The sequence below is a fragment of the Vibrio sp. QJM3NY_21 genome, assembly GCF_057785975.1.
Map to the genome: position 1 here is coordinate 1,132,655 of NZ_CM173514.1, position 25,386 is coordinate 1,158,040.

At 43.1% G+C, this 25,386-nt stretch carries 21 protein-coding genes; 11 read left to right on the top strand and 10 right to left on the bottom strand.

Going from position 1 to position 25,386, the window contains the following annotated elements; translation table 11 throughout:
* Positions 1–85: 85 nt before the first annotated feature.
* From AC3CID_RS20590 to AC3CID_RS20640, 11 genes are all read left to right on the top strand, one after another.
* The gene (locus tag AC3CID_RS20590; protein WP_488527352.1) at positions 86–1,042 is read left to right on the top strand and encodes a LacI family DNA-binding transcriptional regulator; all 957 of its coding nucleotides are present in this window, start codon (positions 86–88) and stop codon (positions 1,040–1,042) included.
* 323 nt (positions 1,043–1,365) lie between these two features.
* The gene (locus AC3CID_RS20595; protein ID WP_102282233.1) at positions 1,366–2,361 is read left to right on the top strand and encodes a TRAP transporter substrate-binding protein; all 996 of its coding nucleotides are present in this window, start codon (positions 1,366–1,368) and stop codon (positions 2,359–2,361) included.
* Between the two features lie 171 nt (positions 2,362–2,532).
* A complete protein-coding gene (locus tag AC3CID_RS20600) occupies positions 2,533–3,096 on the top strand; it encodes a TRAP transporter small permease (RefSeq protein ID WP_065205990.1) in 564 nt (187 codons plus the stop codon).
* A complete protein-coding gene (locus AC3CID_RS20605; protein ID WP_479276448.1) occupies positions 3,093–4,373 on the top strand; it encodes a TRAP transporter large permease in 1,281 nt (426 codons plus the stop codon). Before AC3CID_RS20600 ends, AC3CID_RS20605 begins: the two co-directional genes overlap by 4 nt.
* A 297-nt stretch (positions 4,374–4,670) precedes the next feature.
* Positions 4,671–5,756 (top strand): ABC transporter ATP-binding protein, encoded by a 1,086-nt coding sequence (locus AC3CID_RS20610; RefSeq protein ID WP_488527353.1) that lies wholly within the window; start codon positions 4,671–4,673, stop codon positions 5,754–5,756.
* Between the two features lie 119 nt (positions 5,757–5,875).
* Entirely contained in the window at positions 5,876–7,159 is a 1,284-nt protein-coding gene (locus AC3CID_RS20615; RefSeq protein ID WP_065112882.1) for an ABC transporter substrate-binding protein, read from the top strand.
* Positions 7,160–7,168: 9 nt separating this feature from the next.
* The gene (locus AC3CID_RS20620) at positions 7,169–8,026 is read left to right on the top strand and encodes a carbohydrate ABC transporter permease (protein ID WP_065112881.1); all 858 of its coding nucleotides are present in this window, start codon (positions 7,169–7,171) and stop codon (positions 8,024–8,026) included.
* A complete protein-coding gene (locus AC3CID_RS20625) occupies positions 8,023–8,853 on the top strand; it encodes a carbohydrate ABC transporter permease (protein WP_065112880.1) in 831 nt (276 codons plus the stop codon). The genes AC3CID_RS20620 and AC3CID_RS20625 overlap by 4 nt, the downstream gene beginning before the upstream one ends.
* A gap of 13 nt (positions 8,854–8,866) precedes the next feature.
* Positions 8,867–9,436, top strand: coding sequence for an ester cyclase (locus tag AC3CID_RS20630; RefSeq protein ID WP_225998381.1), 570 nt, complete (start codon positions 8,867–8,869; stop codon positions 9,434–9,436).
* Positions 9,437–9,445: 9 nt separating this feature from the next.
* Positions 9,446–10,459, top strand: a complete 1,014-nt coding sequence (locus AC3CID_RS20635) for an ester cyclase (RefSeq protein ID WP_488527354.1) — start codon at positions 9,446–9,448, stop codon at positions 10,457–10,459.
* Between the two features lie 72 nt (positions 10,460–10,531).
* Positions 10,532–11,485, top strand: coding sequence for a nuclear transport factor 2 family protein (locus tag AC3CID_RS20640; RefSeq protein WP_488527355.1), 954 nt, complete (start codon positions 10,532–10,534; stop codon positions 11,483–11,485).
* 195 nt (positions 11,486–11,680) lie between these two features.
* Here the strand turns inward: AC3CID_RS20640 and AC3CID_RS20645 are convergent, their stop codons facing one another.
* From AC3CID_RS20645 to AC3CID_RS20690, 10 genes are all read right to left on the bottom strand, one after another.
* Positions 11,681–12,229, bottom strand: a complete 549-nt coding sequence (locus tag AC3CID_RS20645; RefSeq protein ID WP_237289003.1) for an RNA-binding S4 domain-containing protein — start codon at positions 12,227–12,229, stop codon at positions 11,681–11,683.
* A 79-nt stretch (positions 12,230–12,308) separates the two neighbouring features.
* Entirely contained in the window at positions 12,309–13,598 is a 1,290-nt protein-coding gene (locus AC3CID_RS20650; protein ID WP_108123152.1) for an ATP-binding protein, read from the bottom strand.
* A gap of 18 nt (positions 13,599–13,616) precedes the next feature.
* Positions 13,617–14,321: a response regulator gene (locus tag AC3CID_RS20655; RefSeq protein WP_145565444.1), complete on the bottom strand. Its 705-nt coding sequence runs from the start codon at positions 14,319–14,321 to the stop codon at positions 13,617–13,619.
* A 236-nt stretch (positions 14,322–14,557) separates the two neighbouring features.
* Positions 14,558–18,502, bottom strand: coding sequence for a zinc-dependent metalloprotease (locus tag AC3CID_RS20660; RefSeq protein WP_473578053.1), 3,945 nt, complete (start codon positions 18,500–18,502; stop codon positions 14,558–14,560).
* A 72-nt stretch (positions 18,503–18,574) separates the two neighbouring features.
* Positions 18,575–19,414, bottom strand: coding sequence for a hypothetical protein (locus AC3CID_RS20665; RefSeq protein WP_146453835.1), 840 nt, complete (start codon positions 19,412–19,414; stop codon positions 18,575–18,577).
* A 55-nt stretch (positions 19,415–19,469) separates the two neighbouring features.
* Positions 19,470–20,303 carry an ABC transporter ATP-binding protein gene (locus AC3CID_RS20670; protein WP_428783121.1) on the bottom strand — a complete coding sequence of 278 codons (834 nt, stop codon included), beginning with the start codon at positions 20,301–20,303 and terminating at the stop codon, positions 19,470–19,472.
* Positions 20,304–20,305: 2 nt separating this feature from the next.
* Positions 20,306–21,175 (bottom strand): ABC transporter ATP-binding protein, encoded by an 870-nt coding sequence (locus AC3CID_RS20675; RefSeq protein WP_171310623.1) that lies wholly within the window; start codon positions 21,173–21,175, stop codon positions 20,306–20,308.
* Between the two features lie 13 nt (positions 21,176–21,188).
* Positions 21,189–23,012 (bottom strand): extracellular solute-binding protein, encoded by a 1,824-nt coding sequence (locus AC3CID_RS20680; RefSeq protein WP_488527356.1) that lies wholly within the window; start codon positions 23,010–23,012, stop codon positions 21,189–21,191.
* A 16-nt stretch (positions 23,013–23,028) separates the two neighbouring features.
* Entirely contained in the window at positions 23,029–24,072 is a 1,044-nt protein-coding gene (locus AC3CID_RS20685; protein WP_488528000.1) for an ABC transporter permease, read from the bottom strand.
* A gap of 2 nt (positions 24,073–24,074) precedes the next feature.
* Positions 24,075–25,100: an ABC transporter permease subunit gene (locus AC3CID_RS20690; protein ID WP_017074025.1), complete on the bottom strand. Its 1,026-nt coding sequence runs from the start codon at positions 25,098–25,100 to the stop codon at positions 24,075–24,077.
* Positions 25,101–25,386: the final 286 nt, after the last annotated feature.

The window sequence follows — 25,386 nt, forward strand, 5'->3', positions numbered from 1 at the left end:
TTTAGTATCGTGCTGCGCTTGGATTTATCGCGATATAAGGAGATTCCCCATAAAAGCGAAAGTTACCTCTATTGATGTCGCCAAAATGCTCGGCGTTTCTCAATCTACCGTTTCTAGGGCATTTAGCCCAACCGCAAGTATTAGCGAAAAGAAACGCAAAATGGTTATGGATGCTGCAACCAAACTTGGTTACACACCGAATGCCATCGCTCGTGGGCTCATTTCCAATCGCTCAGGATTGGTCGCAATCGCACTTGATAGCGAGTCGAACCCCATGTACGACTTGCAATCGCGTGCACTTGCGATGGAAATCCAAAAGCGTGGCGGTCAAGTTGTTCTTTGCCCTATCGACAAAGATGACTTAGATCTCGCCATCTCACGAGCGATTGAGTACCAAGTTGATGGTTTGATCATCGCCACCAGCCGACTGACTTCACGTGCGTTTGCACAATGTGAGAAGTTTGGCGTTCACTTGAGCCTAATTAACCGATATACCGAAGGCATCAACGCGAATAGCGCAGGCTTAGATAACCAAAAAGCAGGCATGCAAGCCGCAGACTACTTACTTGATAAAGGATATAAACAATTAGCTTACGTGAGTGGCGATGCCGGATCGATGACCAGCGACAAGCGTTGGTTAGGCTTTGCTGAAACCGTGAAATCACGTGAGGCAGCATCACCTATCTTCATCAATTCCAAGTACAGTTTTGAAGCAGGATTAGAAGCGGCCAAAGAGTTGATAGAACACACGTCAAAACCTGACGCTGTCTTCTGTGCCAATGATATCCTCGCGATGGGCGTCATGGATGGCCTAAGACAATTAGGCTTTAGTATTCCTGGGGACTTTGCTGTTATGGGTGTCGACGATATCCCAATGGCATCATGGCCTAGCTATGATCTCACCACCATCGCGCAACCAATCGATAAAATTGTTCAAAGTGCCGTAGAAGACTTGATGCAACGTATTAATGAAAATGCGGATGCCGAAGGTACATATCTATTGGAACCCGGCATCATTATCGAACGCGGTAGTACATCATAAGGTTCTTAAAGGGTTTAGCTGACATCGCTTAAACCCTACCTTGTTAAATTTTCGATGTTCTCCTCATCAATAAATCCAAATAAAATAGAGTAGAAGCCCTAATCTCATATTAGGGCTTCTTTCTGTGACCTCGCCTAAAATTTCGTCGATTCGAATTAACTTCTTTATCACTTTTATGGATTTGTTATTGACTTGTTAGCTGTGTGTTTATATTTTGGATTCGTATGCAAAATAAGGATATGAAGTGCGGAATAAAAAACCCACTGACCAACATGACTCTAATGAATGCACATAAAAAGTCATGTGATGAACAAGGAAGAACAATGAAACGCGCAATCTTTACCTCGATTACTGCCCTCGGCTTAACCCTATCTAGTATGAATACGTTTGCAAGCAACGTCATTCGCCTTGCTCACGATAGCCAAGAAACATCACCAGTGCACAAGGCTATGCTGCACTTTGAAAAAGAGCTTGAAGCTCGCTCGAATGGCGAACTTGAAGTGGAGATCTACCCCGCTCGACAACTCGGCGACGTTCGTGAAACGACAGAACTCGTACAACAAGGCAACTTACAGATGACTTTTGGGGCATCGGTGTTGCTTTCACCTTACGTGCCAGAGTTTAACGTGCTTGATGTGTTCTATCTTTTTGAAGATGAAGAGCAAGCACACAAGGCATTAGACAGTGACAAGATCGGTAAACCACTGCTCACGTCAATGGAATCAAAAGGATTCCACGGCTTAGGTTTCATGGAAGTTGGCTTTCGTAGCATCACAAACAACAAGCAACCGATCGAAAGTATTGAAGATCTTAACAGCTTAAAGATTCGTTCAGCGTCAAACCCAACTCAAATCAGTGCATGGAAATCAGTAGGCACAGCACCTACTCCACTCTCTTGGGGCGAGATCTTTACTTCTCTGCAACAAGGTTTAATCAATTCGCAAGAGAGTGCGGTTTACTCTATCTACGCCGAACGCTTTTACGAAGCACAAGAGTACCTATCGCTCACCAATCATATCTACACCAACTACGTGTTATTCATGAATAAAGAGTTCTGGGACTCTCTACCAAGTGACCAACAAGCGCTAATCAACGAAGTCAGCCAAGAAACAATTGCTAAGCAACGTGAACTGGCCGCTAAGCAAAATCAGGAAGTCATTAAAGAACTGGAAGCCAAAGGCATGACAGTGAATGTGGTACCTACTGACGTTCGTGCTCAGATGAAAGAAAAAATGAATGCCGCCGTGTATCAAGAACTACGCAGCAAAACAGGTGAAGAGCTATTCGACAGCGTGATTACCGAGATAGAACATCTATAAATCACGCGTGTCTCGCATCATCTAGTACCTGTCACCGACAATTAACTTTTAACGATCTGCGAATCGTTAACTCAGGCCTTAAGGGCATTCTATAAACGAATGACCTTTGGCCTGAAAGTCGTGTATTCATTGGCATCAAATGCCCTTTTCAACATCTCTCAGGAGTAACGTATGAAATGGTTTCGACTGTTCGACCGATATTTCGAACCGACACTTATCGTGTTCTCTATTTCGTTAATGACCGCTTTATTATGCTTACAAATTACATTGCGCCTATTCGATGCCTCAATTGCATGGGCAGAAGAACTCGCTCGTTATCTTTTTGTTTGGGCTATGTATTTGAGCATCAGCTACTGCATTCGCGATGACCGACATATCCGTATTCGTCTATTCATCGACAAACTACCGGGCAATTTAACCCACTACAGCCTGATCCTTTCTGACCTTATTTACCTAGCTTTCAGCTGCACGATCGCTTGGTTTGGTTTCAAGGTTATTGGCCGAAGCTTAAAGTTGGGCCAGATCGCCCCAGCAATGGAAATCCCAATTGCATGCTTGTATGCATCCGTTCTTGTGTGTGCCGTCTTGAGTTCCATTCGCTTGGTGGTCAGCATCAACAAGCGCATTTCAATCATTGCTTATTCACCAAAACCCGTTCGACTCACTCAACATCGTTATCGTCACTTAAAAGCCAAACATCGTACTTCTAACCGTTTGTTGGAGCTAAGCTTATGACCTCTGCTTTGTTATTTGGTAGTTTCGGATTACTGCTTCTTATTGGCGTTCCCGTTGGTATCGCACTCGCAGGTGCCAGCATGCTCGCTATATTGAGCCTCCCATTTTTAAACGTTGAATTTTTAGTTCAAGGCTTAGTTACAGGGTTAGATTCCTTCCCTCTTCTTGCTGTCGTGTTATTCACGCTTGCTGGTAACTTAATGAGCCAAGGCGGCATATCTAAACGCCTTCTTCATGTTGCTGAAGTCTTCTTTGGTCACTTTACTGGTGGTTTGGGTATTGTTGCGATCGTAGCGTGTATGTTCTTCGCTTCGATTTCTGGTACGGGGTCTGCAACCGTTGCCGCCATTGGTTTAACCATGATTCCATCTATGGTCAAAAAAGGCTACGATCGCAGTTTCGCTGGCGCACTTATTGCTTCTTCAGGTGGTATTGGGGTGATTATTCCTCCGTCTGTTGTGATGATCGTATACGCAATCACCGCCGAAGTATCCGTCACTAAAATGTTCATGGCAGGTATCGTACCAGGGCTTGTAGTTGGTTTAGTGCTGATCGGTTATTGTTTGATCGTCTCCAAAATTCGGGGCTACAAAGGCAATGATAGAAAAGCAACATGGCCTGAACGCCTTGCGGCATTAAAAGATGCGATATGGGCGATGCTACTACCTGTCATCATTCTTGGTGGTATCTACTCTGGTGTATTCACGCCAACTGAATCCGCAGCAATTGGTGTGTTATACGGCTTGTTTTTCGGCATGTTTGTCTACAAAGAGTTGGATTACAAAAAGGTTGTGAAGATCATTTTAGAATCTTCGTTATTGGTGGGCGCAGTACTTGTGATTGTGGGCGCTTCGGTCACCTTTGGTCGAATCCTAACACTTGAACGTCTGCCAACCGAAATCGCACAGTTCATTCTCTCTATTACGGAAAACAAACTGCTCATCTTGCTATGTATCACCGCATTGCTACTGATCGTCGGTACATTCATGGAGACATTAGCGGCCATTGTTATCTTGACTCCAATCTTATTGCCTATCGTGACAGCATTAGGAATGGACCCAATTCACTTCGGTATCGTGATGATCGTGAACCTAGCCATCGGCTTTGTGACCCCGCCACTCGGAGCTAACCTCTTCATGGCGAGTCAAGTTGGTAATGTCCCCATTGAATCCTTGTCTCGAGCAATCATAGGTTGGATTGGTGCCCTACTCGTCGCTTTGATGCTCATCACCTTTATTCCGGCACTATCTCTCACCTTACCGAATATCTTGGGGTGACAAAGAGAAAAGTTAACAATCTGTATAAACATAAAGTGGGCCAATCGGCTCACTTTTCATTTCCACCTATAGAATGCATACCTATCCAAATCATCCACCAACCCCTTACCCGGTCAAGCTTTGAGCAATGTCAACCGGTTATTATCTAATCAAGATGACCAAATAGTCTTAATATGACTCCTCACACAGTATTGATACGAAGATGTATTAATTGTTAATTATATGTTGCTGTTTATCTCTCTTTTGCCAAAATGGATTCGTATGCAAAAACCAATTCAAACATGGATGGAGTAAATCATGGCATCAGTTTCACTCAAGAACATTAAGAAGTACTGGGACAATTTCACCGCCATTAATGACTTGTCATTGGAAATCAAAGACAAAGAGTTTCTGGTTTTACTAGGCCCATCAGGCTGCGGTAAAACAACGACGATGCGAATGATCGCTGGTCTTGATACACCAAGCGAAGGTGAGGTTTACATTGATGGTGAATACGTCAACGACACTCATCCTAGAGATCGTGATATTGCGATGGTGTTTCAAAGCTACGGCCTATACCCGCAAAAGACCGTATACGGAAACATAGCCTTCCCTCTTGAGATGCAACGCGTACCAAAAGACGAGCTGCATGATCGTGTTATGCGCGCAGCCAAGCGTGTTGAGCTAGAACATCTACTTGACCGAAAGCCTGCGACCCTTTCAGGTGGTCAACGCCAACGTGTTGCGTTGGCTCGTGCAATCGTTCGTGAGCCTCGTATGTTCTTGATGGACGAACCCCTATCCAACCTAGATGCGAAGCTACGCGTTTCCATGCGTGCCCTTCTTAAAAACCTACACCACGAATTTCAGCGTACGACGGTTTACGTAACTCATGACCAAATTGAGGCAATGACGCTTGCGGACCGTGTTGCGGTGCTTTACCAAGGCAAAATTCAACAATTGGACACGCCAAAAGAGATCTACAACAACCCAGCAAGTTTGTTTGTAGCGAGTTTTATTGGCTCTCCAGGTATGAACTTCATTAAAGGCAGCCTGTCTGCGGGTACATTCTCGGGCGTTAGCTGTTCAGTTGAAGGATTTAACACCTCAGACAATGCAGCTGTCACATTAGGGGTACGCCCTGAAGACGTGGCTTTGTGTCCCGTTGAAGAAAGTAATCTTTATGGTGACGTTTATTCCGTTGAGATGACCGGAGAATGCACGCTGATTACCGTTCAGGTTGATGAGCACTACGTTATTTGTCGCACAGACAAACATTGTAAGGTTGGAATGGGCGATCGCGTCGGCTTTAAGTTCAACCTTGATCATACCTACCTTTTCGATACTGAATCTGAACAACGCATTTATCGCGAACAAGCAACCAGCTGTATCCAAGCAGCTTAATCACTTAGATCCGTCGTTGACATGCAATACAGTCATGAACATGCAAAGCCTGACCGCGTTGACACAGCCCTCACGATGGTTATGACCTACATAAATTACGTAGTAAAGGATTACCAAAGATGAAAAGAACATTATCGTTACTCGCCATATGTACTGGCGCTATCTTATCGGCACCAAGCTATGCCGCTTGTGACCTTGGCGACCTAGAAGCTGAAGGGAAAATTTCCCTACTATCGAACAGTTACCCGGTTCTGAAACACTTCTCAGATAAGATGAAAGAGTGCGAAACGTCTAAGTTAGAAATCAAAAACAAGCTGGTTGGTGGCAGTGCAGTTCAAGAGCAAGCACGAATCGTACTTTCAAGCCGTCGTGGTAATTCCCCTTACGATGTTATTCAAGTATCGGCTCAGAGCTACCATGAATTCTTACTAAAAGAACAGATCCAGCCAATCACAGATCTAGTGGAAAAATATTGGGATGAGTACAACCTCGCAGACATTCCACCAAGCATCTGGGACCTGGCAAGACACGACGGTGAAATCTACGCGCTGCCAATCCAGTTGAACATGCAAGAGTTCTTTTATCGCCAAGACTTGTTCGACCAACATAACTTAGAAGTGCCGCATACCTATCAAGAAGTGGTCACAACTGGCCAAGCACTTCAAAAAGCTGGCATCGACTACCCTCTTTCTCAAGCGATGGGTAAAGGTTGGAACCTAGCGACTGAATTCACCAACATCTATTTGTCTTTAGGCGGTCAATATTTTGATGAAGACGGCAAGCCTCTATTTGATGGCGAAAAAGGCGTAGAAGCAGCCAACATTCTTAAATCTTTGTTGCCACTAATGTCTCCAAATGCCCTGTCTCTCTCTAATGATTTAGTGATGGTGAACTTCCAACAAGACAAAGCCGCTATGGGTAACGTATGGGCAACGCGTGCTTCAGAGATGGACAACGATCAAGTATCTAAAGTGGTTGGTAAAGTGAACTACTCAATGGCACCAACGGCGAATAAGAACACCACCATACCGGCTACAAGTATATTCTGGGATGGGTACGTATTCCCGCATCGCCTGAATTCAGACCGCGAACTGGTGTTCAAGATCATGATGGAATCAATGAGCAAAGAAAACATGAAAGAAGGGGCTGAACTGGCTTTCTTGTCTCGTCAATCAGCAAACCAAGTAGAAGGAGAGCAATATCGTTATTTGGGTGCGCTTGCAGAGATGATTGAGCGTGGCGCGAAACCTTTCCCTAGTGAGGGTTACTACGGTTTAGCGCACACAGAGATCGGCAACAAGCTACCTGACGCATTGCGAGGTAGAACTAGCATCGAAGTCGCACTGAACGAAGCAGCAGAAGGCTATTACAAAGAAGCGCGAGCACAAGGTTACATTGACTAAGGAGCAGTCATGAATTTACGTAATTTCCTCGGTTTCTCAGGCCCGTCTATCGCCTCAATGTTGCTGCTCATGGCGGCACCATTAGTGATGACTCTGTACCTGTCTTTGAACCGATTCAACTTTAAAGGCGAACTTCGCTATGTAGGTTTCGAAAACTACTTCGATATCCTTCAAGACGACGCGTTTTGGTCTGCCTTTGAGTTTACTTTCATCTACACAGTTTGCGTCGTCATCAGTGTGCTGGTTCTAGGCTTTATTGTCGCCCTAGCGCTGAACAAACTCAGTCAGAAGGTCCGCGGATTCTTTATGGCTGCAACGCTTTTACCATTCGTGGTAACCCCTGTAGTAGGTACTTTGATCTTCTCGTGGCTGTTCCAAGACTTTGGTTACATCACTTACCTATTAAACCTAGTTGGAATCCAAGTGTACTGGTTCAGCGATGTGTTTGAGTCTCGCGCTTTAATCATCCTCTACGGTATCTGGCAAGTAACGCCGTTCGCTGCGATTGTGTTCTTTGCTGGCTTACAAGCAATACCACAAGATACGTTGGAATCGTCTGTTCTGGATGGCGCCCATCAGTGGGATCAAATTAAACATGTTGTGATACCGGCTCTACAGCCACTCATTCTGTTTATTTCGATGATTTGTATCATGGATGCTTACCGCTTGTTTGACTCAGTTGCGGTAATGACGGGGGGGCTAAATGCGACAGAGACTCTTATGTACTACAACTACCGCGTTGGCATTGTGCAAGACGCTGTGGCAAAAGGAAGCGCCGTTTCAGTATTAACCATGTTAGGCATATTCGTACTACTAATCCCTTTCTTATACCTGACTTACAAAGAGCAAAAAGGAATTCGCACATGAACCCAAGTAACCTAAATATTCAAAAGATAATGGTGTATGGAATCATGGGCTTGTGGGTTCTGTTTTGTGCCTTTCCATTTTTCTGGACTATTATGACGTCCATTAAAACACCGGTTGATGCGTTTTCTAATCCACCAGTTTGGGTTTTCGAACCCACCGCAATGAACTATGCAAACTTATGGCTAGAGTTTGGATTCAGTGAATTCTTGATTAACTCCGTCATCGTTACGCTTGGTGTGGTGGTGATTTCACTGAGCATCGGTTGTTTTGCGGGTTACGCGTTGGCTCGCTACCCAGGTAAATTGGGCTTCTGGTTACTGATGCTAGCGTTGGTGTTCCGTTCACTGCCTCATACCGTATTCTTAATCCCCTACTACGAGTTCACCCGTATGGTTGGGCTTTACGATACGCACATCGTGTTAATCCTTGTACTGGTCGCAATTAACCAACCTTTCACTATCTGGATGATGCGTTCGTTCTTCATGAACATTCCTAAAGAGCTAGAAGAGTCGGCGATGATGGATGGGTGTAATCAATTCCAAGCCTTTGCTAAAGCGATCGTCCCTGTAATGTGGCCGGGCATTATCACGACAGGCTTGTTCACTTTCCTATTGGCTTACAACGAATTCTTAATTCCACTGACGTTAACCGCAACAAATGCAGCAACGATGCCAGTTGCGATATCGCAGTTTGGTGCCGATGACATTAAATACTGGTCTATGACCGCTGCAGGTGCAGTTTCAATCACATTACCGATCGTCGCGCTGATCATTTTCTTCCAGAAAAAGATCGTATCAGGCTTGGTTGCCGGCGCTGTTAAAGGATAAAAGGAGATTACTAATGACACACACATGTGAACACCCAACAACGCCAGATACTGCACCCATGTCACCTCGCCCTGAGCAAGGAGCGCTAACTAATAATAACGACCTGACCAAAACCGATGAAACTCTGCATGTGATCGATTCAATGGTCGATGGACTCAACGACCACGATATCGACAACATGGGACGCTTTTTTGCTGAAAGCTTCCGTTGGATGGGTAACGCAGGTTGCGGCTTCAAAGACAACCTACAAGAGTTCCAAGAAAACTGGCAGCGCCCTTTCCAAGCCGCGTTTTCAGACAAGGTTTGTATTGATGAGGCTCGCCTAACCCAAGGTGAATGGTGTGCAGCGTTTGGCCGCCAAGAGGCGATTCATTCTGGTCCATTTATGGGAATTGAAGCAACCGGTAAGAAAGTGATTATCCGCTACATGGATTTCTGGAAAGTAGTCGACGGCAAGATAGTCGACAACTATGTAATGGTCGATTTCCCTGCCGTTATGGCTCAATTAGGTGTCGATGCTTTCTCTGGTCATGGTTGGGAAAACAAAGACTCCAAAAACAACCCTCTTTACCAAGAACGTTAGAGGTGGTTGATGTCCAATTCTGACAATAAAGAGCGCATTCGTGCGCTCAATAATGTTATGTATGACTTTGAGCTCTCAGCCGTTGAAAGCGAACTGGATGAGTTAATCAGTGATACAGCAACGCTCCAATATGGCTATCCATTCGAACAACTTGCCAATAAACAATCGCTGATATCTGATCTTTATCAACCCTTGCTGCACGCGATACCTGATCTAGAAAAGCGCACCTACATATCCATGGGTGGCGAGGCAAACGGGCAACAATGGGTAGGTTGTGCTGGCTATTACACGGGTCGCTTTCTGGAACCTTGGCTTGATATCCCGCCAACCGGACATCAAGTCTCTATGCGCTTTCATGAGTTCTATCGATTTGAATCCGGCAAGGTAGTCGAAGTTCAAGCACTCTGGGATATTCCTGAACTAATGATGCAGGCAAATGCGTGGCCGATGACACCAAGCCTTGGTAGAGAATGGCACCCACCGGCTCCTGCAACATTGGACGGCATCGTAGGACGAACAAATGCAACACAGGCTGATACAAGCTTAACCATAGTGTCAGAAATGCTGAACGGTTTATCAAAGCACGCTCAAGGCGGTGTGGAAGCCATGAACCTCGACGCTTTCTGGCACCCTAAAATGAGTTGGTACGGGCCTTCTGGAATCGGAACCGGTCGGGGAATCTCTGGGTTTAGAAATTGGCATCAAATACCATTTTTAAATGCCCTGCCCGATCGCCGAACCAAAGAAGGTAATGGATACTTGTTTGCTGACAACAACTACGTTGCCTTTACCGCGTGGCCAGGAATGGAGATGACAGTATCAGGCAGTGGTTGGCTTGGTATCGCGCCATCCAATCAAAACATCACGATGCGAAGCCTCGACTTCTGGCGAGTTGAAGGGGACAAAATTCGAGAAAACTGGGTGTTGGTCGATCTGCTCGACGTCTACCACCAGCTCGGCGTGGATGTTTTTGCAAGAATGATAGAACTCAACAAAGCGCGCTATCGTCAGTTTGAGCGTTAAACACATAATTAAACGAGTGAGTCAGGCTTTAGCTTAGGCTCGCCACGAGAAAGTAACATCAAGGATAGAACAATGACTATGACTGGATTTGCCCCAAAGTGGCAAAATTTCCCCGATTACATATTAGGCATTACCAAAGAGATCTGGGAAGATCGTGGCTTACACACCCTGCATGACTATTACTCTGAAGATATCGTAGTAAGAACCCCTCAAGGCATCGCTGTCGGCAACAAAGACGTGATAAACGCGACTTTGGCAGTGCTTGCTCAATATCCAGACCGAACCCTGTTTGGCGAAGATGTGATTTGGAGCGGTTCGCCAGAACAAGGCATGCTGTCGTCACACCGTATTATTTCGACAGCAACCGACAAAGAAACCGGCACCAAGCTTAAATTTAGAATCATTGCCGACTGTCACGCCATTAATAACCAAATCAACGATGAATGGCTCATCCGAGATCAAGGTTCAATCGCAAGACAACTCGGTTATACACCACAAGCTTACACACAACATTTGATTGACCAAAGTGGCGGAATAGACAAGTGCCAACCGGTGTTCACCCCTGCGTGTGACCAACAAGGTCCTTACTTAGGCGTTGGTAATGACAACCAATGGGGACGCAAGTACGAAGAAATCTTACGCGCCATAATGAACGCTCAACTGAGTGTGATTCCCCAAGAATACGACCGTGCTTGTATTGGAGAATATGCAGGCGGCCAATCTGCCCTGTCACATTCTGAGATCGACCACTTTTGGGTTCAATTACGTTCTTCTTTCCCAAATGCAGAGTTTAAGATTCACCACCGTATTGGTCTTGAAGACGACATGATGTCTCCACGTGCAGCTATCCGATGGTCGCTGCAAGGTAAACACGAAGGTTATGGTGCGTTTGGTCAGCCGACTGGAGCCGAGGTTTACATCATGGGAGCGTGCCATGCAGAGTTCGGCCCTTGGGGGCTTCGCCGTGAATATGTGCTTTACGACGAACTGGCTATTTGGAAACAAATTATCCAGCACACTGGGTAGAATGGAATAACAACGCTTTTGGCAAGATGACGGCTTAACTATAACGCTTAACCGATAAATATCAGCGACAAAAAAGGCTCACTAGATAGTGAGCCTTTTGATATCTGCTTAACGCAAAACCGAGGTTTAACGTTGCTTGTTTTTTAAACAAATGGTTAAAAAAATAGTTTTAGAGCAGCCGTTTAGATCTGTAGTTTAGAAGAATTCGATAGAATTACGGCCGCTTTTATCATCACGTGTTGCCTTTGGCGCATCCGCTTTCTTTTTCGGTTTGTTTTCTTTCTTCTTCTCTTTTTTCTCTTTCTTTGGTTCAGCCGTTGCGCTTAGCATTTCTGCTTTGCTTTTCTTAGATTCTTTCTTCTTAGAATCCTTTTTAGACTGAGCTTTCTTCGCCTTGTTGTCTTTTTTAGGCGCTTCTTTCTTTTTCGTTTTTTCTGATTCTTCTTGTACTGGCTGATCACACACCACTACATAATACTCTTGGTTGAATTCAAAGAAGTCGCCATCGTACATTTTACGACGTTTACGAGTTTCTAATTCACCATTTACCGCAACATAACCTTCAGAAATGATGTGTTTAGCCTCACCGCCACCACTCACTAGGTTAGCAATTTTAAACACCTTGTAGAGCTCGATTGGCTGTGATGAAACATCGATACCAATTGCTTCAATCTCAATCTCTTCGCCTTCTTCGCCCAGCTCTTGGCCTTCGTAGTCAGCGTCTTCGTAATGTTCTTGGTCCATGGTGACCTCTACCTAAATATGTACTTCTGAAATATTGGGCGCAGTGTAATCTTAAAACAACTAAATGACCATGTTGAATTTATAACTCAAGCCGAGGAAACGACAAGGCAAAACACGCACCATCCAAGTAACTTTCACCAACAGTGACATGTGCTTGGTGACGGTCACACACCTGTTTAACAATAGCTAACCCTAAACCATGGCCCGTTTTCCCCTTGTTCCTCGCTGCATTAGCGCTGTAGAAAGGATCAAACAAAAAAGGCCAATGCTCCGCTTCAACGCCTTTGCCGTCATCATGAACCTCAATAACAAATTCATTGTCGGTATACCATAACTCAATAACGATCTTAGTATCAGCAAACTTAAACGCATTCCTTACGATGTTATCCACCGCCCGATTGAATAATTTTAGATCGACATAAAAAGAGGCTGGAATTTTTAATGGCACCTTAATGAGATCGAGGGTTGTCTCTTTCTCCCAAATAGTAAAACGCTCATTTAGCCATTCATTAGCATCAATAGGTTGCTTAAGTAACTCAAAACCTCCCCTTTCCAAGCGGGCGTAATACAACAACTCATCGACCATATCTTCCATTTCTTCGGTATCCGCAAGAATACGAGCTATAGCCTTAGACTGCTGCTTCGTTGGCGCTAAATCACTCAACAACTCAGCTTGCCATTGAATCCGGAATATAGGGGTTCTTAGCTCATGTGCTACCGCATTAGTCAAAGACTTATTACTATTGATTAAATCTCTTATCTTGTCTGCCATAACATTAAAGCTGCGGTTCAACGTCCCCAACTTTATGCTGTTCTTCTCAGATGCTCGCTCTAATAGATCACCATGAGAAAAAGCCACTGTCGCCATTTCAAGGTTGTTTAATCGGCGCTTTATTCTCCAAACTAAAAACAGGCCACTAAATGCAAAACCAGTTATGGCAAAAACCCAAATAAGCCGGTTTTCAAACTTGATTTGCTTCCTCAGGTAAGAATCTTTGTTCTTAGATAACTCATATAACTCATCACTTCCAACCAACCTTAACCAAAGGAAGTATTCGTCATGGTAGTAGACATTTCGGCCTTGTTGCTGAAACGCTTTTCTCACTAATTCTGGAGCGTTATCAAAAGGGATGATTCGCAGGTTCTGCCGAGTCTTATTTGCATAACTTTTTAATAGATTCTGCGTTTCAAGCAAACCTTTTTCGCGGTAAACCACATCAATCAATTCTTGATAAGCTTCTGCTTCATGGTCTCGTAATATGTATTCGTAGTCAGTGCTTAACTTGTAAACAATAAAAGCATAGGAATATATACTCACTAAGAAGATGACAGTCAGTCCCGCTAGGTATTCAAAATAGATACGTCGCATGTTATTTATCAGCCACCGTTACCAACGCTCGGGTACAAACAGGTAGCCTTTACCCCTTACAGTGATGATCTTTTTAGGTGGAACGGTTATATCGTTAAGCTTCTTACGCAAAATGACAATTTTATTGTCGATAAAACGATCAATGCCATCGTAATCGACTCCTCTCAATTGTTGAGTAAGGAAATTACGTGATAACACTTGTTCGGGGGAAGAAGCTAATAACCAAAGCAATTCAAATTCACTCTCAGCTATCGATATATCTTGTCCAACATGCGTACAGGCCTTAGTTGTTCGATTTAGATTTAGTTTGCCAAAAACCAATTCATTTTTATTCACCTCAGCATTCATCGAACTTTCAGGGCCTCGACGTAATAGCATTCGTACTCTCGCCAATAACACTCGTTGACGAATGGGTTTACTAATAAAGTCATCGGCGCCAGTTTCTAGAGCGGCTACATGATCGAAATCATCATCACTCGCCGTTAGAATCAATATTTTTCCATTAAACTGACTTCGCACTTGTCGGCAAATAGTCAGTCCATCAACTTCTGGCAACATGAGATCAAGTAGAACAATATCGGGCTGAATAGTTAAAATTTGCTCACACGCTAATGCTCCATCAGAAATAGTGACGACTTCAAAAGATTGGCTTTCAAAGTACTCCTGTAACATCTCTCTTAAAATGGGGTCGTCTTCTACGATCACGAGTTTCGGGTTGGTCATAAATCCTTTTCACCATGCCTTCTGCTAACTTGCGAACTGCTTATTTATCTAAAAATTCAGCACATTCTTTTACATAGCTTATATTTATAAAAATAACAAAAGTATCTATATAACATATAAATAAAAGGTAATGCAGCTAAAAATAGACCAAAAGCTCTTAATTTTACACTCAAAAAAACCGGTCACCTTAACAAGGTAACCGGTTCTATTTATAAGTTTATTTGAACATTTTATATTTAATCATCATAAATAGGGAGCTGCTCAAATGCACGGCGGAATGATACGTACTCATTTGAACTCCACAGACGAAGCTCCTCTGGGTCGTAGTCATACACTTCTTTGTGAGATGCATTGAGAGAACTTGTATTATTCTCAGTAATTTGGTCACCAAAGATCTGTGCCACGTTAAACATATTATCTAACTCATCGCCTTCAAACTTGCCAATCGCACTGTTTTGTGCCGTTTGTAGGCGAGCTAAAGAGTTACACTTACGCTTCATATGATCTTCATCTGACTCACCATCCACTTTGAAACGCAGACACTTGTTGCCCTCTTCTTCATACTCTTCGAACATACGGTCAAACATAGTCCAACGCGCAAACCCAGTTGTGTCTCGAAGTGCAACCAACGCATCCTTATCACCGATTGCAATAATACGGGCTTCATTGCGATCACGTGTATTTCTAAACACTGACAGAGCATTGCGAACACGGTAAGGCAAGCCATTTAGCTTCTCGACTCGAACCTTTTGATCTTCTTGATACAGGGCACGTGACGCCACAGCATTGGCAAGCGTATTACGTGAGTTCAACGAGTAGTTAACGCCTTTCCATGTAAACTTGACGCCATCAGGGTCAGCAGAACTGCTGTTTGCCAAATTGATATGGATCGAGTCGCTTAAACCTCTCACCGAGTCACTCAAGCCATACTCATTTGCACGGTTGTATTTGTTCAGGTTTTCTAGAAGCGTACCAAAGTAAGGGACTGTTGTATCTTGCGGTGAACCTTCCGTCCAGTATTCAAACGCTTCTTGCCCGCCCATCACAAAATAGCGTTTCATCGGCCACAAGTATGACGGCACAGCTTCAATCGTTTTAGTTAGGCTTTGTTGGTAGCGCAAAACAGTTTCAACGTAATCGCCATTGCCATCAACGAAAATCGCTTGACGTGCTTCTGGTCGGCCTGCTAGATCAGACAAGTGTGTATATAGCTTCGTTATCTTATCCGATAGGTCGATCAGTGCTAAGCTTGAGTTCTCTGTTGAAATATACGGCGAATCACGACGCACCAACATTTGTGCTGCTAGCAATTTATCAGGCCACACACCAAGCAAATCCATGGAGTTAGAGGCTGTTTGATACGGGTTGTTCGCCTTCAAGCTAGCCCAGATATGACCGTCACGAGTCTCCGAACGCATAACAACTTCGTTGCTTTGACCTTTCAACGTTTGAACAAGCTCTTCATCAAAACAGCTTGTTGGAACATCCCGATTTGACGACATACCACTTTGGTATGTTAACCACAGATCAGAAAGCGTTGCGAAACGATAACGGTTTGGTACCCCATCAACACCACTTAGCTCTTCCAACTCACATACTTTGTCGGGTGCCGTTAACACATCAAGGAAGAAGTCTGCAGCCATATTTGCGGCGTTGTAAGTGTCACAAATTGGACGAAGGCCTGCCGACATATTATCAAGTGGTACTGGATTACCACGCCAATCTAGACAGTTATTCTCTGCGATTTCTTCAAAGACTTGTCCCTTATTATTGGTTGTGTCTGCGCCGATGTAACGCGCAAATACAAAATCAATTTCACCAACGTTTTCAACAATGTCACGAATTTTCTGGAACTCATTCATACGCATCCAGAAGTACTCATACTGCTTGTACTGAGTAAACCAATCACGACCGTTTCTGCGGTTTGCCGTTTCGTAACTATCGTAGTAGCGTTGGATACGGAACTCTGTGATTTCAGTGAGAGACGTACCTTCATCAAAGCGATCACAGTTTAAGCTTGTATAGGTATGTTCATCGGTACAGAAACGGTAACTCGCCAGTTCTGGGATATCATCTGTACCCGCATTGGCGCGAAGGTGTGCAATCACGCCAGTAGGGTAAGCATTGTAATCCTCTGTCAACTCTCGGTCGTACTTAGAAAGAGAATAAGTTTTACGGAGTTGAGCACCTGTTTTGTCATTAACTGAATCACCAACAAATTCATTGGTTTCTATTTCACGAGCATAAGCAAATTTAAGTGCAGCTTTATCATATTTACCGAACACAAGTAACTCATCAAAAATCGATGCGCCATAGTCCATAATTGAACTGTAAGCTGCGGGTTTTGCTTGGTGACCCAATGTGCTGCGTGCTAACTCTTCTTCTGTGTAAAAATGCGCTTTGTCTGTCGAACCCATGAAGTTATGACGTAAACCTAAGTTGTGGCCTAATTCATGAATCAAAGTCGACTTAAACATATGCATAGAGATTGCTTCGCTTGCGAGTTTCTGCTGATCAAGATCGAGGTCGTTCCACGTTTTCATGGTGTTCTGCTCGTCATCAGCAAAGAATCCACCATTAGTGTAGTCAATACCTGTGATCAAACCTTTCGCTTTGGTGCTCAGCCACATTGCATCTTCGCTGTAAACGTTCTGCTCAGAGAAACGCTTAAGCATATCTTGACGCTTGTAGAAAGTTTGAAGTGCCAAGTCTTTGCTGTTCACATCAAACTGATGATCAAGGTCAGCTTTCGGGTTTTCATTGACAAATTTACCTTGTCCTACAAACGCCATTTCACCTTCAGTTACAGCAGGAACAAACTGATCTGGCCCACGATCACTTGCGATCATGTCTGTAAAGACATCAATGTCAGTTCGTGGCTCAGCAACCGGTGCTGCGTCATCATCTCCAGCATCAACATTCTGAGTTTCTTCAGAAACAGGTTCTAGTTTCGCAATTTCCTGACGGTTATAACGCAACGCTAAATCATTCCAGTAGCGACGAGTCGTTGTACGAATCACACCAAGGTATTGGTTGACGTGTGCGTGAATAATCTCACCCGTGAGTGGGTTAGTTGCGGAAGGCCCGTAACCCAACAGACCATTATCTACAGGGTCTGCGATAAGGTTAAACACGTTGTAACGAAGGTCACCAGATTGAATACCTGCTTTCGCATCAGTATTTACAATTTTAATTGCCGGCACGCCAGTGCCTTCAAGTGACTCATTTACCTCTTTCATGGTGTCGATCGTCAATTGGCGATACGCTTCATTGCCTTCGTCAAAATAGCTATCACTTAGATGGTAATCAATCGACTCTAAGTTCGGATTGAAACGGTTGATGTAAGCGAAGCGTGAACCTTGTACATCGCTCTCACCTGTGTGGGTTTTCACCGCTTTGCTGTCATTAAAAAAGCCATAATATGCGCTGTCTTGTCCCTGATAATAAACAGGTTCGTAGTTTGAGCTTGCAAGTTTATCTAATTTCACAAGTGAATAGAAAAAACGAGTTTTGAATGACAGACTCTCTAAACTGCCAGACGGGTCGAATTGGTATCTATCATCTGGGTCAGCGGTAAACGTACGCTCGATTTCTACGTTTATCACCCCTCCTTCTGGGTTGTATTCGTATGAAACAACTCGAGGTTCTGCACTTTCGGTTACATTGCTAGCCGTATACCACGTGCTTAATGTATCTTTCGATAGCGGTTCGATGTTTTCGTAGTCAGGGATGAAGTGCGTCGCGTTAGTCCAATCCACGTTTTCATCACTGTTGATCTCTTCTTTGTTCGTACACTCACCGTAACCATTTTCGGCACAGCGATACTGACGGAATTCGCCAGGAATTTTCAATACTGGCACTCGGTTGATCTCAGAACCCCAACGACTTGGCTCCAGTGAATCTACTTTATCGCGATCCAATGCTTCAACATAAATACCGTTAGTTTTGTCAAAGCGCAGTTTAACTAGCTTTGGATCGCCTTGGAAAAAGCCACGCTGAGTCATAGCATAGCGAGGAGCTTCACCAGTCGACGGCATGTACATCCAAAGTGATTCTGTATCTAAAGATTGAACAGAAATCTCTTCGGTTGGTTTTTCATAGGTGTCATAGGCACGATCTTCGGCCCCACACCCGCTGAGGATTGCGGCAATACTTGCTGCGATAATTGCGTGTTTAAACATAATTTACCTATATTTATAATTATATTACATTTTTATTTCTAACTACCTAAATTCAATGCGAACGGAGCAATATTAGAATTGATAGTTAATCACTGCGTAATAAGTTGTTTTCTTTAAATCGACTAAATCATTAAGAGGGTTTGAACCTCTTTCTGGATTGTAATAACTAATGCCATTAGTCAGTCCAGAAGAAATAGAAATACTCTTAGTTATTTGGTAGCCCACCTCTCCCCCATGTAATAGAGTTGGATCAAATGTGTTCCCGCTATAATTCCATGACTGTCTAGGCATTACGAAAATGTTAAAATAGAAGTCTTCTGCAAAAACATAATCAAGAGAAAATTGGCTACTCAATTGGTATTCAATAAGCTGATTACCACCGGCTGTTTTATATTCGTGAAAGTTTTTTCTAAGTAATAACGTATTACTCAATGAAAGCCCTTCAATCCAATTATCGAATGGAGCACTCCACCTGACTTTCAATCTAGTTCCTAACGTTAAATCGTTCCTCCTTGACCATTTGGACGTCGGCAATATTACTCTCACCTCGCCACTCAGTGATGAACCATCAGTTGGTTTGAATAATCCATTGCGCCCCCATGAGATGGACGTATCATTCCAGAACTGCCCCCTAGTCCCATATTCATCACCGTCGGACAAATGGTAACCTGACGCCACTACTTGGAGTCGAGATTTGTCTGAAAACGAATATCGGACAACGCCCGTTGCAGAAGCCGAACGATTTGCTAAAGACGCACTGTCTTCATAACCGTTTCGAGAATAGTCAGCGCTAATGTAACCAGACCAAGGATTTTCATTGTTTTTGGACTCCCACTCATCTTGCAAATTATTTGCTAGGGCGAGCGAAGGCGCCACCAGCATGAACGCTGGCAACATAAGTAGTTTATTCATATTTTCCTTCTTGTATTACACTTCCGTATTATATCTACATTTTCTTTTTCCAGTTTTAAGCCTGTTTAGCTGACCTCGTTGTTTCTATTTTATTCCTTTGAGATGGATGCGTTATTGGAATCGACGCTAATAGAGTTTTTGTATATTCTTCTTTTGGGTTTTTATAAACATCTTCCACACTTCCAAACTCAATTATTTTACCTTTTTTCATTACGACCACATTATCTGAAATGTGCTTAACGACAGAGAGATCGTGTGAAATGAAAATAATGGAAAGGTTCATCTCTTTTTGTATTTTTAGTAATAAATTCAATATCTGTGCTTGCACAGAAACATCTAATGCCGATACTGACTCATCGCAAATCAATAACTTTGGCTTTAATGCTATTGCTCTTGCTATGCCTATACGCTGCCTCTGCCCTCCAGAAAACTCGTGCGGATAACGGGTTACGGCGGAGTGAGGTAATCCGATCTTATCGAGTAGATCTAAAACCCATTGCTTTCGGTCTTTCTTCGAACCAATCCCATGAATAATAAAAGGTTCTTCAAGTATGCCGCCTACTGTATGCCTCTGATTCAATGATTCGAGAGGATCCTGAAATACAATCTGCATATCTCGACGAAGTGGACGCATTCTTTTTGTGCTGTAATGGGTGATGTCTTCGCCTTCAAAAAAGATCTTCCCAGCGGATGGCTCATACAGTTTGAGTAATGTTCTACCAAGCGTACTTTTTCCACAGCCAGACTCTCCAACCAAACCTAACGTCTCACCTTGCTTCACTGAAAATGAAACGCCGTCAACAGCCTTGATTAAATAACCTTTCTTAAATAGATTCTTACCTGATAGAAAATGCTGCTTTAGCCCTTCAATTCTAATGACTTCTGACATAATCAATTCCCCTTATATTCTGGGAATTCATTCAAATCAATTGGGTTAATTTGAATGGTTTGTTTCGGTTCTACATTGAGATCTGGAATTAAGCTCAAGAGTCTTTTTGTATACGGATGTTGTGGGTGATCAAAAAGTTCGAAAATTTCTGCATGCTCAACAATACGTCCGTCATACATCACAGCGACTTCATCGCAAATTTCCGCAACAACGCCTAGATCATGAGTGATAAAGATCACTGCCATCCCGGTCTCTTCTTGAAGCTCTCTTATTAACTCCAAAATGGATGCTTGAACCGTTACATCTAATGCAGTCGTCGGCTCATCGCATATCAAGATGTCAGGCTTACATGCAAGAGCTATCGCAATCATTACCCTTTGTCGCATCCCCCCTGACAGGCTATGAGGGTATTCTTTGAAACGTAGTTTCGGCATTGGAATTTCAACTTTTTCAAGCAAACCAATTGCGTACTCTATCTTTTCAGACTTAGACATCTGGCTATGGTGCAAATCCAGAACCTCGACAATCTGCTTGCCAATTGTCTGAACAGGGTTCAAAGCAGTCATAGGGTCTTGGAAAATGATTGAGATACGATTCCCACGCATCTTATGCATCTCATGTTCAGGCACCTCTGTAAGGTCTGTATCACGATAAATTATTTTTCCAGCCGTGACCTTTCCATAAGGCTTAGGAAGTAGTCCCATAATAGACATTGAAGTTACGCTCTTCCCACTGCCCGACTCCCCAACCAAACCGAGTGTTTGGCCTGATTTCACGTCAAAGGACACACCTTTTAGTATCTTGACAATGCCCTCATCAGTACTGAACTCTGCTTCTAAGTCACGAACTTTTAATACAATATTTTGGTTCATTCCACGGTCATCCTTAGAGCTTATATCTGTCATCAATGATGGTGATGGGTGGATATGCCTTACCTTCTTTAGAAGCCAACTGAGTTTCTTCTTTTAGGTCTGTATCAATCCAGAAATTACTGGTATCTAAAATATTAAACATCGCGCCAGTCTTCTTCGTCATTGGGTTCTTTGGGAACTTCATCCAACGCCAGTAGGCATCTCGTGTATAAGGCACCATATAGCCAGGCACAATGACATACGCATCCTTTATTTTTCTTTGGATGCTCTGAGATAGCTGCTGTTTTCTTTCCATATCAAACTCAGAAATAAACGCCTCAATTTTCTGATCTAGCTCTGGTGAACTAAAATTTGTATGATTATTAGTTTGAGGACGGTTGGCATTTGTCGAGTGAAAATACTCTTTGTATGCTGGTATCTCCCCTCCGCCCATATTAAGAAAAGCAAGCTGGTGTTTTTTCTCGAGAATAAATTTGAATGCAGCAGAGCCATCGACAAGGTTTAAGTTGAGCTCTAAACCAGCTAACTTCGCTTGCTCTTTTAGATAGGCAACTCTTGGTGTCCAAATGTTGTAGCCATATGTAATTTTGAAACTCAAACGAACCCCACTGGCATTCATGCGAATACCATCAGAACCGATACTATCGAAACCTGCAGATTCGAAATAGCCAATCGCAAGTTCAGGTCTAAACGGTGGAGCCTCTACACCCTCTAAATCGTATTTACCGTGTCCAAACCCCATAGCATGAGGTTTTCTAGAGTAATCGCCTCGCAACACGTTTTTGATCATGCCATCAAAATCAGTAGCGTAAGTAATGCCTTTTCGAACATTAATGTTGCTCAGCAGTGGCATGGATGTATTTATCCATAAACCGCCAGCGCCTTGTGGCCTTTGATTGAAGCCCCAGAATTTCTGGATAAAACCATGGTTAAAAGGTTCTGAGCTGGTTTTCTCATGCCACAGTTGAGGCTGTACCATCGCAAACGTGTCTAACTTTCCTTTTTCAAAGTGCTTACGTGCAATATCACTATCACGAATTACCTTGATGCGAAGTTTTTCCACGTTAAATCGGTTTTTATAGTATTTATTTCCGTAACCCCACCAGTTATCACCAACATGTGAAAACGTAATGCTGCGGCCTTTATTTATTTTCGATATGTAATAAGGCGACGTTGTAGGCTCTGACTTGAAGTTATATTTACGAACAAAATTATCATCCATGCCATCCTTATTCCCATCGTTAATATCAACAAAATGATGCTTGGGACGAGGCTGGACTCCATGACTCGGCATATTGATAAGAGCCATAAGTTCATCATTACTTTTAGGCTCGGCCATCGTAATACTGATCGTATAGTCATCGAATTTTTCAACGGCCTTGATGCTGTTGCGGAAAAAGTCGTTATACCAAGGATCAATAATGTCTTTCGAACGGTAATACGTCAGCATAAATAGATAGTCGTCAGCCGTTACGCTCTCTCCGTCAGACCATTTCGCATCAGGATTCAGTTTGAAATAAACTGTCTTGTGATCATCCCCAAATGCCCATTCATTAGCCAGTTGAGGAATCCAACTGTCTGTATTTGGATGTCGTTGCGACAATTTTGGTGTGCCATCCATTAAATAGAAACGGATGCCAGAGTTCGCGTCTGGGCCAACTGAACGCAGTGTTTGTGGAAAGCTAGGCATATAGCTGCGTAATGTGCCTCCGCGCTTAGCTTCATCAGACGCAAATACTGGATCAACCCAGTTACTATGCCATTCCAAATTATCTGGTGTTTGCTGTGCTTGAGCTAGAAAACTCAACAACAAAGCGAATAGTCCATATCTGTACATCATCACTTCCTAGTGCTTATCTATAAACTGTGTATTTTTTCGGGTCAAAGGCTGTTCTTATCGCTTCACCAATGAATGTAACCATGACCAACACACCGACTATTGCGGTCACAACGGAACCAACAATCCATGGGGAATCTAAGTTTGACTTACCTTGCTGAAGAAGCTCCCCCCAACTAGGGGTAGGTGGAATAAGACCTAAACCTAAATAATCCAATGCGGTAAGAGCTGTAATGTTTGCAGCAATAGTGAAAGGGGCCAAAGTAACGATCATTACCATTGTGTTGGGTAAAATATGGTGAAAGATGATCCTTGCTGTTGATGCGCCCAAAGCCTTTGCTGCTAAGACATACTCTCGGGCCGATTCTCTGTAGGTCATCGTCCGCATATACCAAGTAATACCCATCCACCCAAAAGTCACATTAATTAACACGAAAAGCATAAACGTTGGTTGCGCTATCGAAACCAAAATCATGATCACGTAAAGGAACGGAACCATAGACCAAGTTTCAATGATTCTTTGAACAATCAGATCAAACTTGCCACCAAAGAAACCCATTGCACAACCAACTGTTACACCAATGCTGTATGCAATGACCATTGTTATCAGAGCAAATCCCATTGCAGTTCTGAATCCATAAACCAGTCTGGCTAAAATGTCCCGGCCGATTACATCTGTTCCCAAATAGTGTTTTGAGTAGGCACTTGGTGCATGTGGAGGATATTCACCCGAAAAGTCTTGTTCATACGGATTCCAAGGCACTAAAGGTAGAATCGCAAAGTCACCACTATTTTCATCTTGAAGTGCCAATTGGAGTAATCGATAGTTCGCTTCTCCTGACGATTCCAGACCAAATGTCTTACCTGAATAAACATCAGATACAATTGGAAAATAATAATCGCCTTGATAGCGAACAACTAACGCCTTGCTATTAATCAACACTTCTGCGATTAGTGACAAAAACAACATCGCGGACAAAATAATCAGCGACCAGTACCCACGTTTTATTTGTTTAAATCGCTTGAGTTGCTTTAACGTCAACGGGTTCAATTTAATCATCATCACGCTCCAAATTTCACTCTAGGGTCGACCAATGCAACGCAAACGTCTGACAAGATATTGCCGAGTAATAATATGCAGGCGTTGATTGCGACAATACCCATAACCACTGGGTAATCTCTTTCTACAATTGACTCGTAACCAAGCAGGCCTATGCCATTAATATCGAAAATGACCTCAATTAAGAAAGAGCCCGTCATGAAGAAAAGAAGAGAGTTGCCAAAGTGGCTAGCGATTGGAATTAAACTATTGCGTAGTGCGTGTTTACGAATCGCCTCTCTGAAAGGCAAACCTTTAGCGATAGCGGTGCGAATGTAATCTGACGATAAGTTTTCCATCAAATTATTCTTCATGGTCATGGTTAACGTCGCAAAGTCACCTATCAGGTAACAAAGCAAAGGTAAGACCGCATGCCACAAAATATCAGTAATTTGCTCTGAGAAAGTATTGAAGTCGTCAAAGTCATCGTCAACAAAGCCCCCCATTGGGAACCACTCTAAGTGATAACTGAAAAACGTAATAAGAAGCACGCCGACCACATATCCCGGTAAGGCATAGCCGACAAAAATCATGATTGATGAAACAGAATCAAAAACGCTGCCGTGCTTCATCGCCTTAAAATAACCAAGAGGAATAGAGATAAAATAACTAATGAAAAAGGTAACACCACCATACATAACAGAGACTGGCAGGCGCTCAAAAATCATGTCACTGACAGGTTCGTAGTAGCGCGTCGACTCACCTAGATCAAAATGAACAAGTCGAACTAACCATTCGAGATACGCTTCCGTTACCGGTTTATCTAATCCATAAAATTTATTTAGATCAGCAAGCTGATCTTCAGACAGAGCTGAGTTTTGGCCAACGAGACTAGACGCGCCACCACCGTCCCCCTGAGGCTGCATGTTTGCCAGCATCCTCTCAACAGGACCACCAGGGACAAAACGCGTGATCGCGAATATCAAAATCGTAATACCAAGAAACGTAGGTACGACTAAAGCAAAACGTTTCAGTAAATATGCAATCATTCTAACTAGCCAAATTCCATTTAAAGCAATATTCCATCAATTTAATCAATAAAATAAAGTAGTCAAATGGTTACATTCACCTACATTTGCTTACAAATACATTTAACCTAAAACCATCTAAAATTTTGATTTTAGTAATTAAAATCAATGTATTAATGACAATACAAGAAAGAAGTTTTGATTGGGAAAATGTAGAAAAGATTAATTTGTAACCTAGGAATAGAACCATCACGGCAATTCGAACATGTTTGTAAGTTATGTAGAGCTGAAGACTTAACGAAATTCA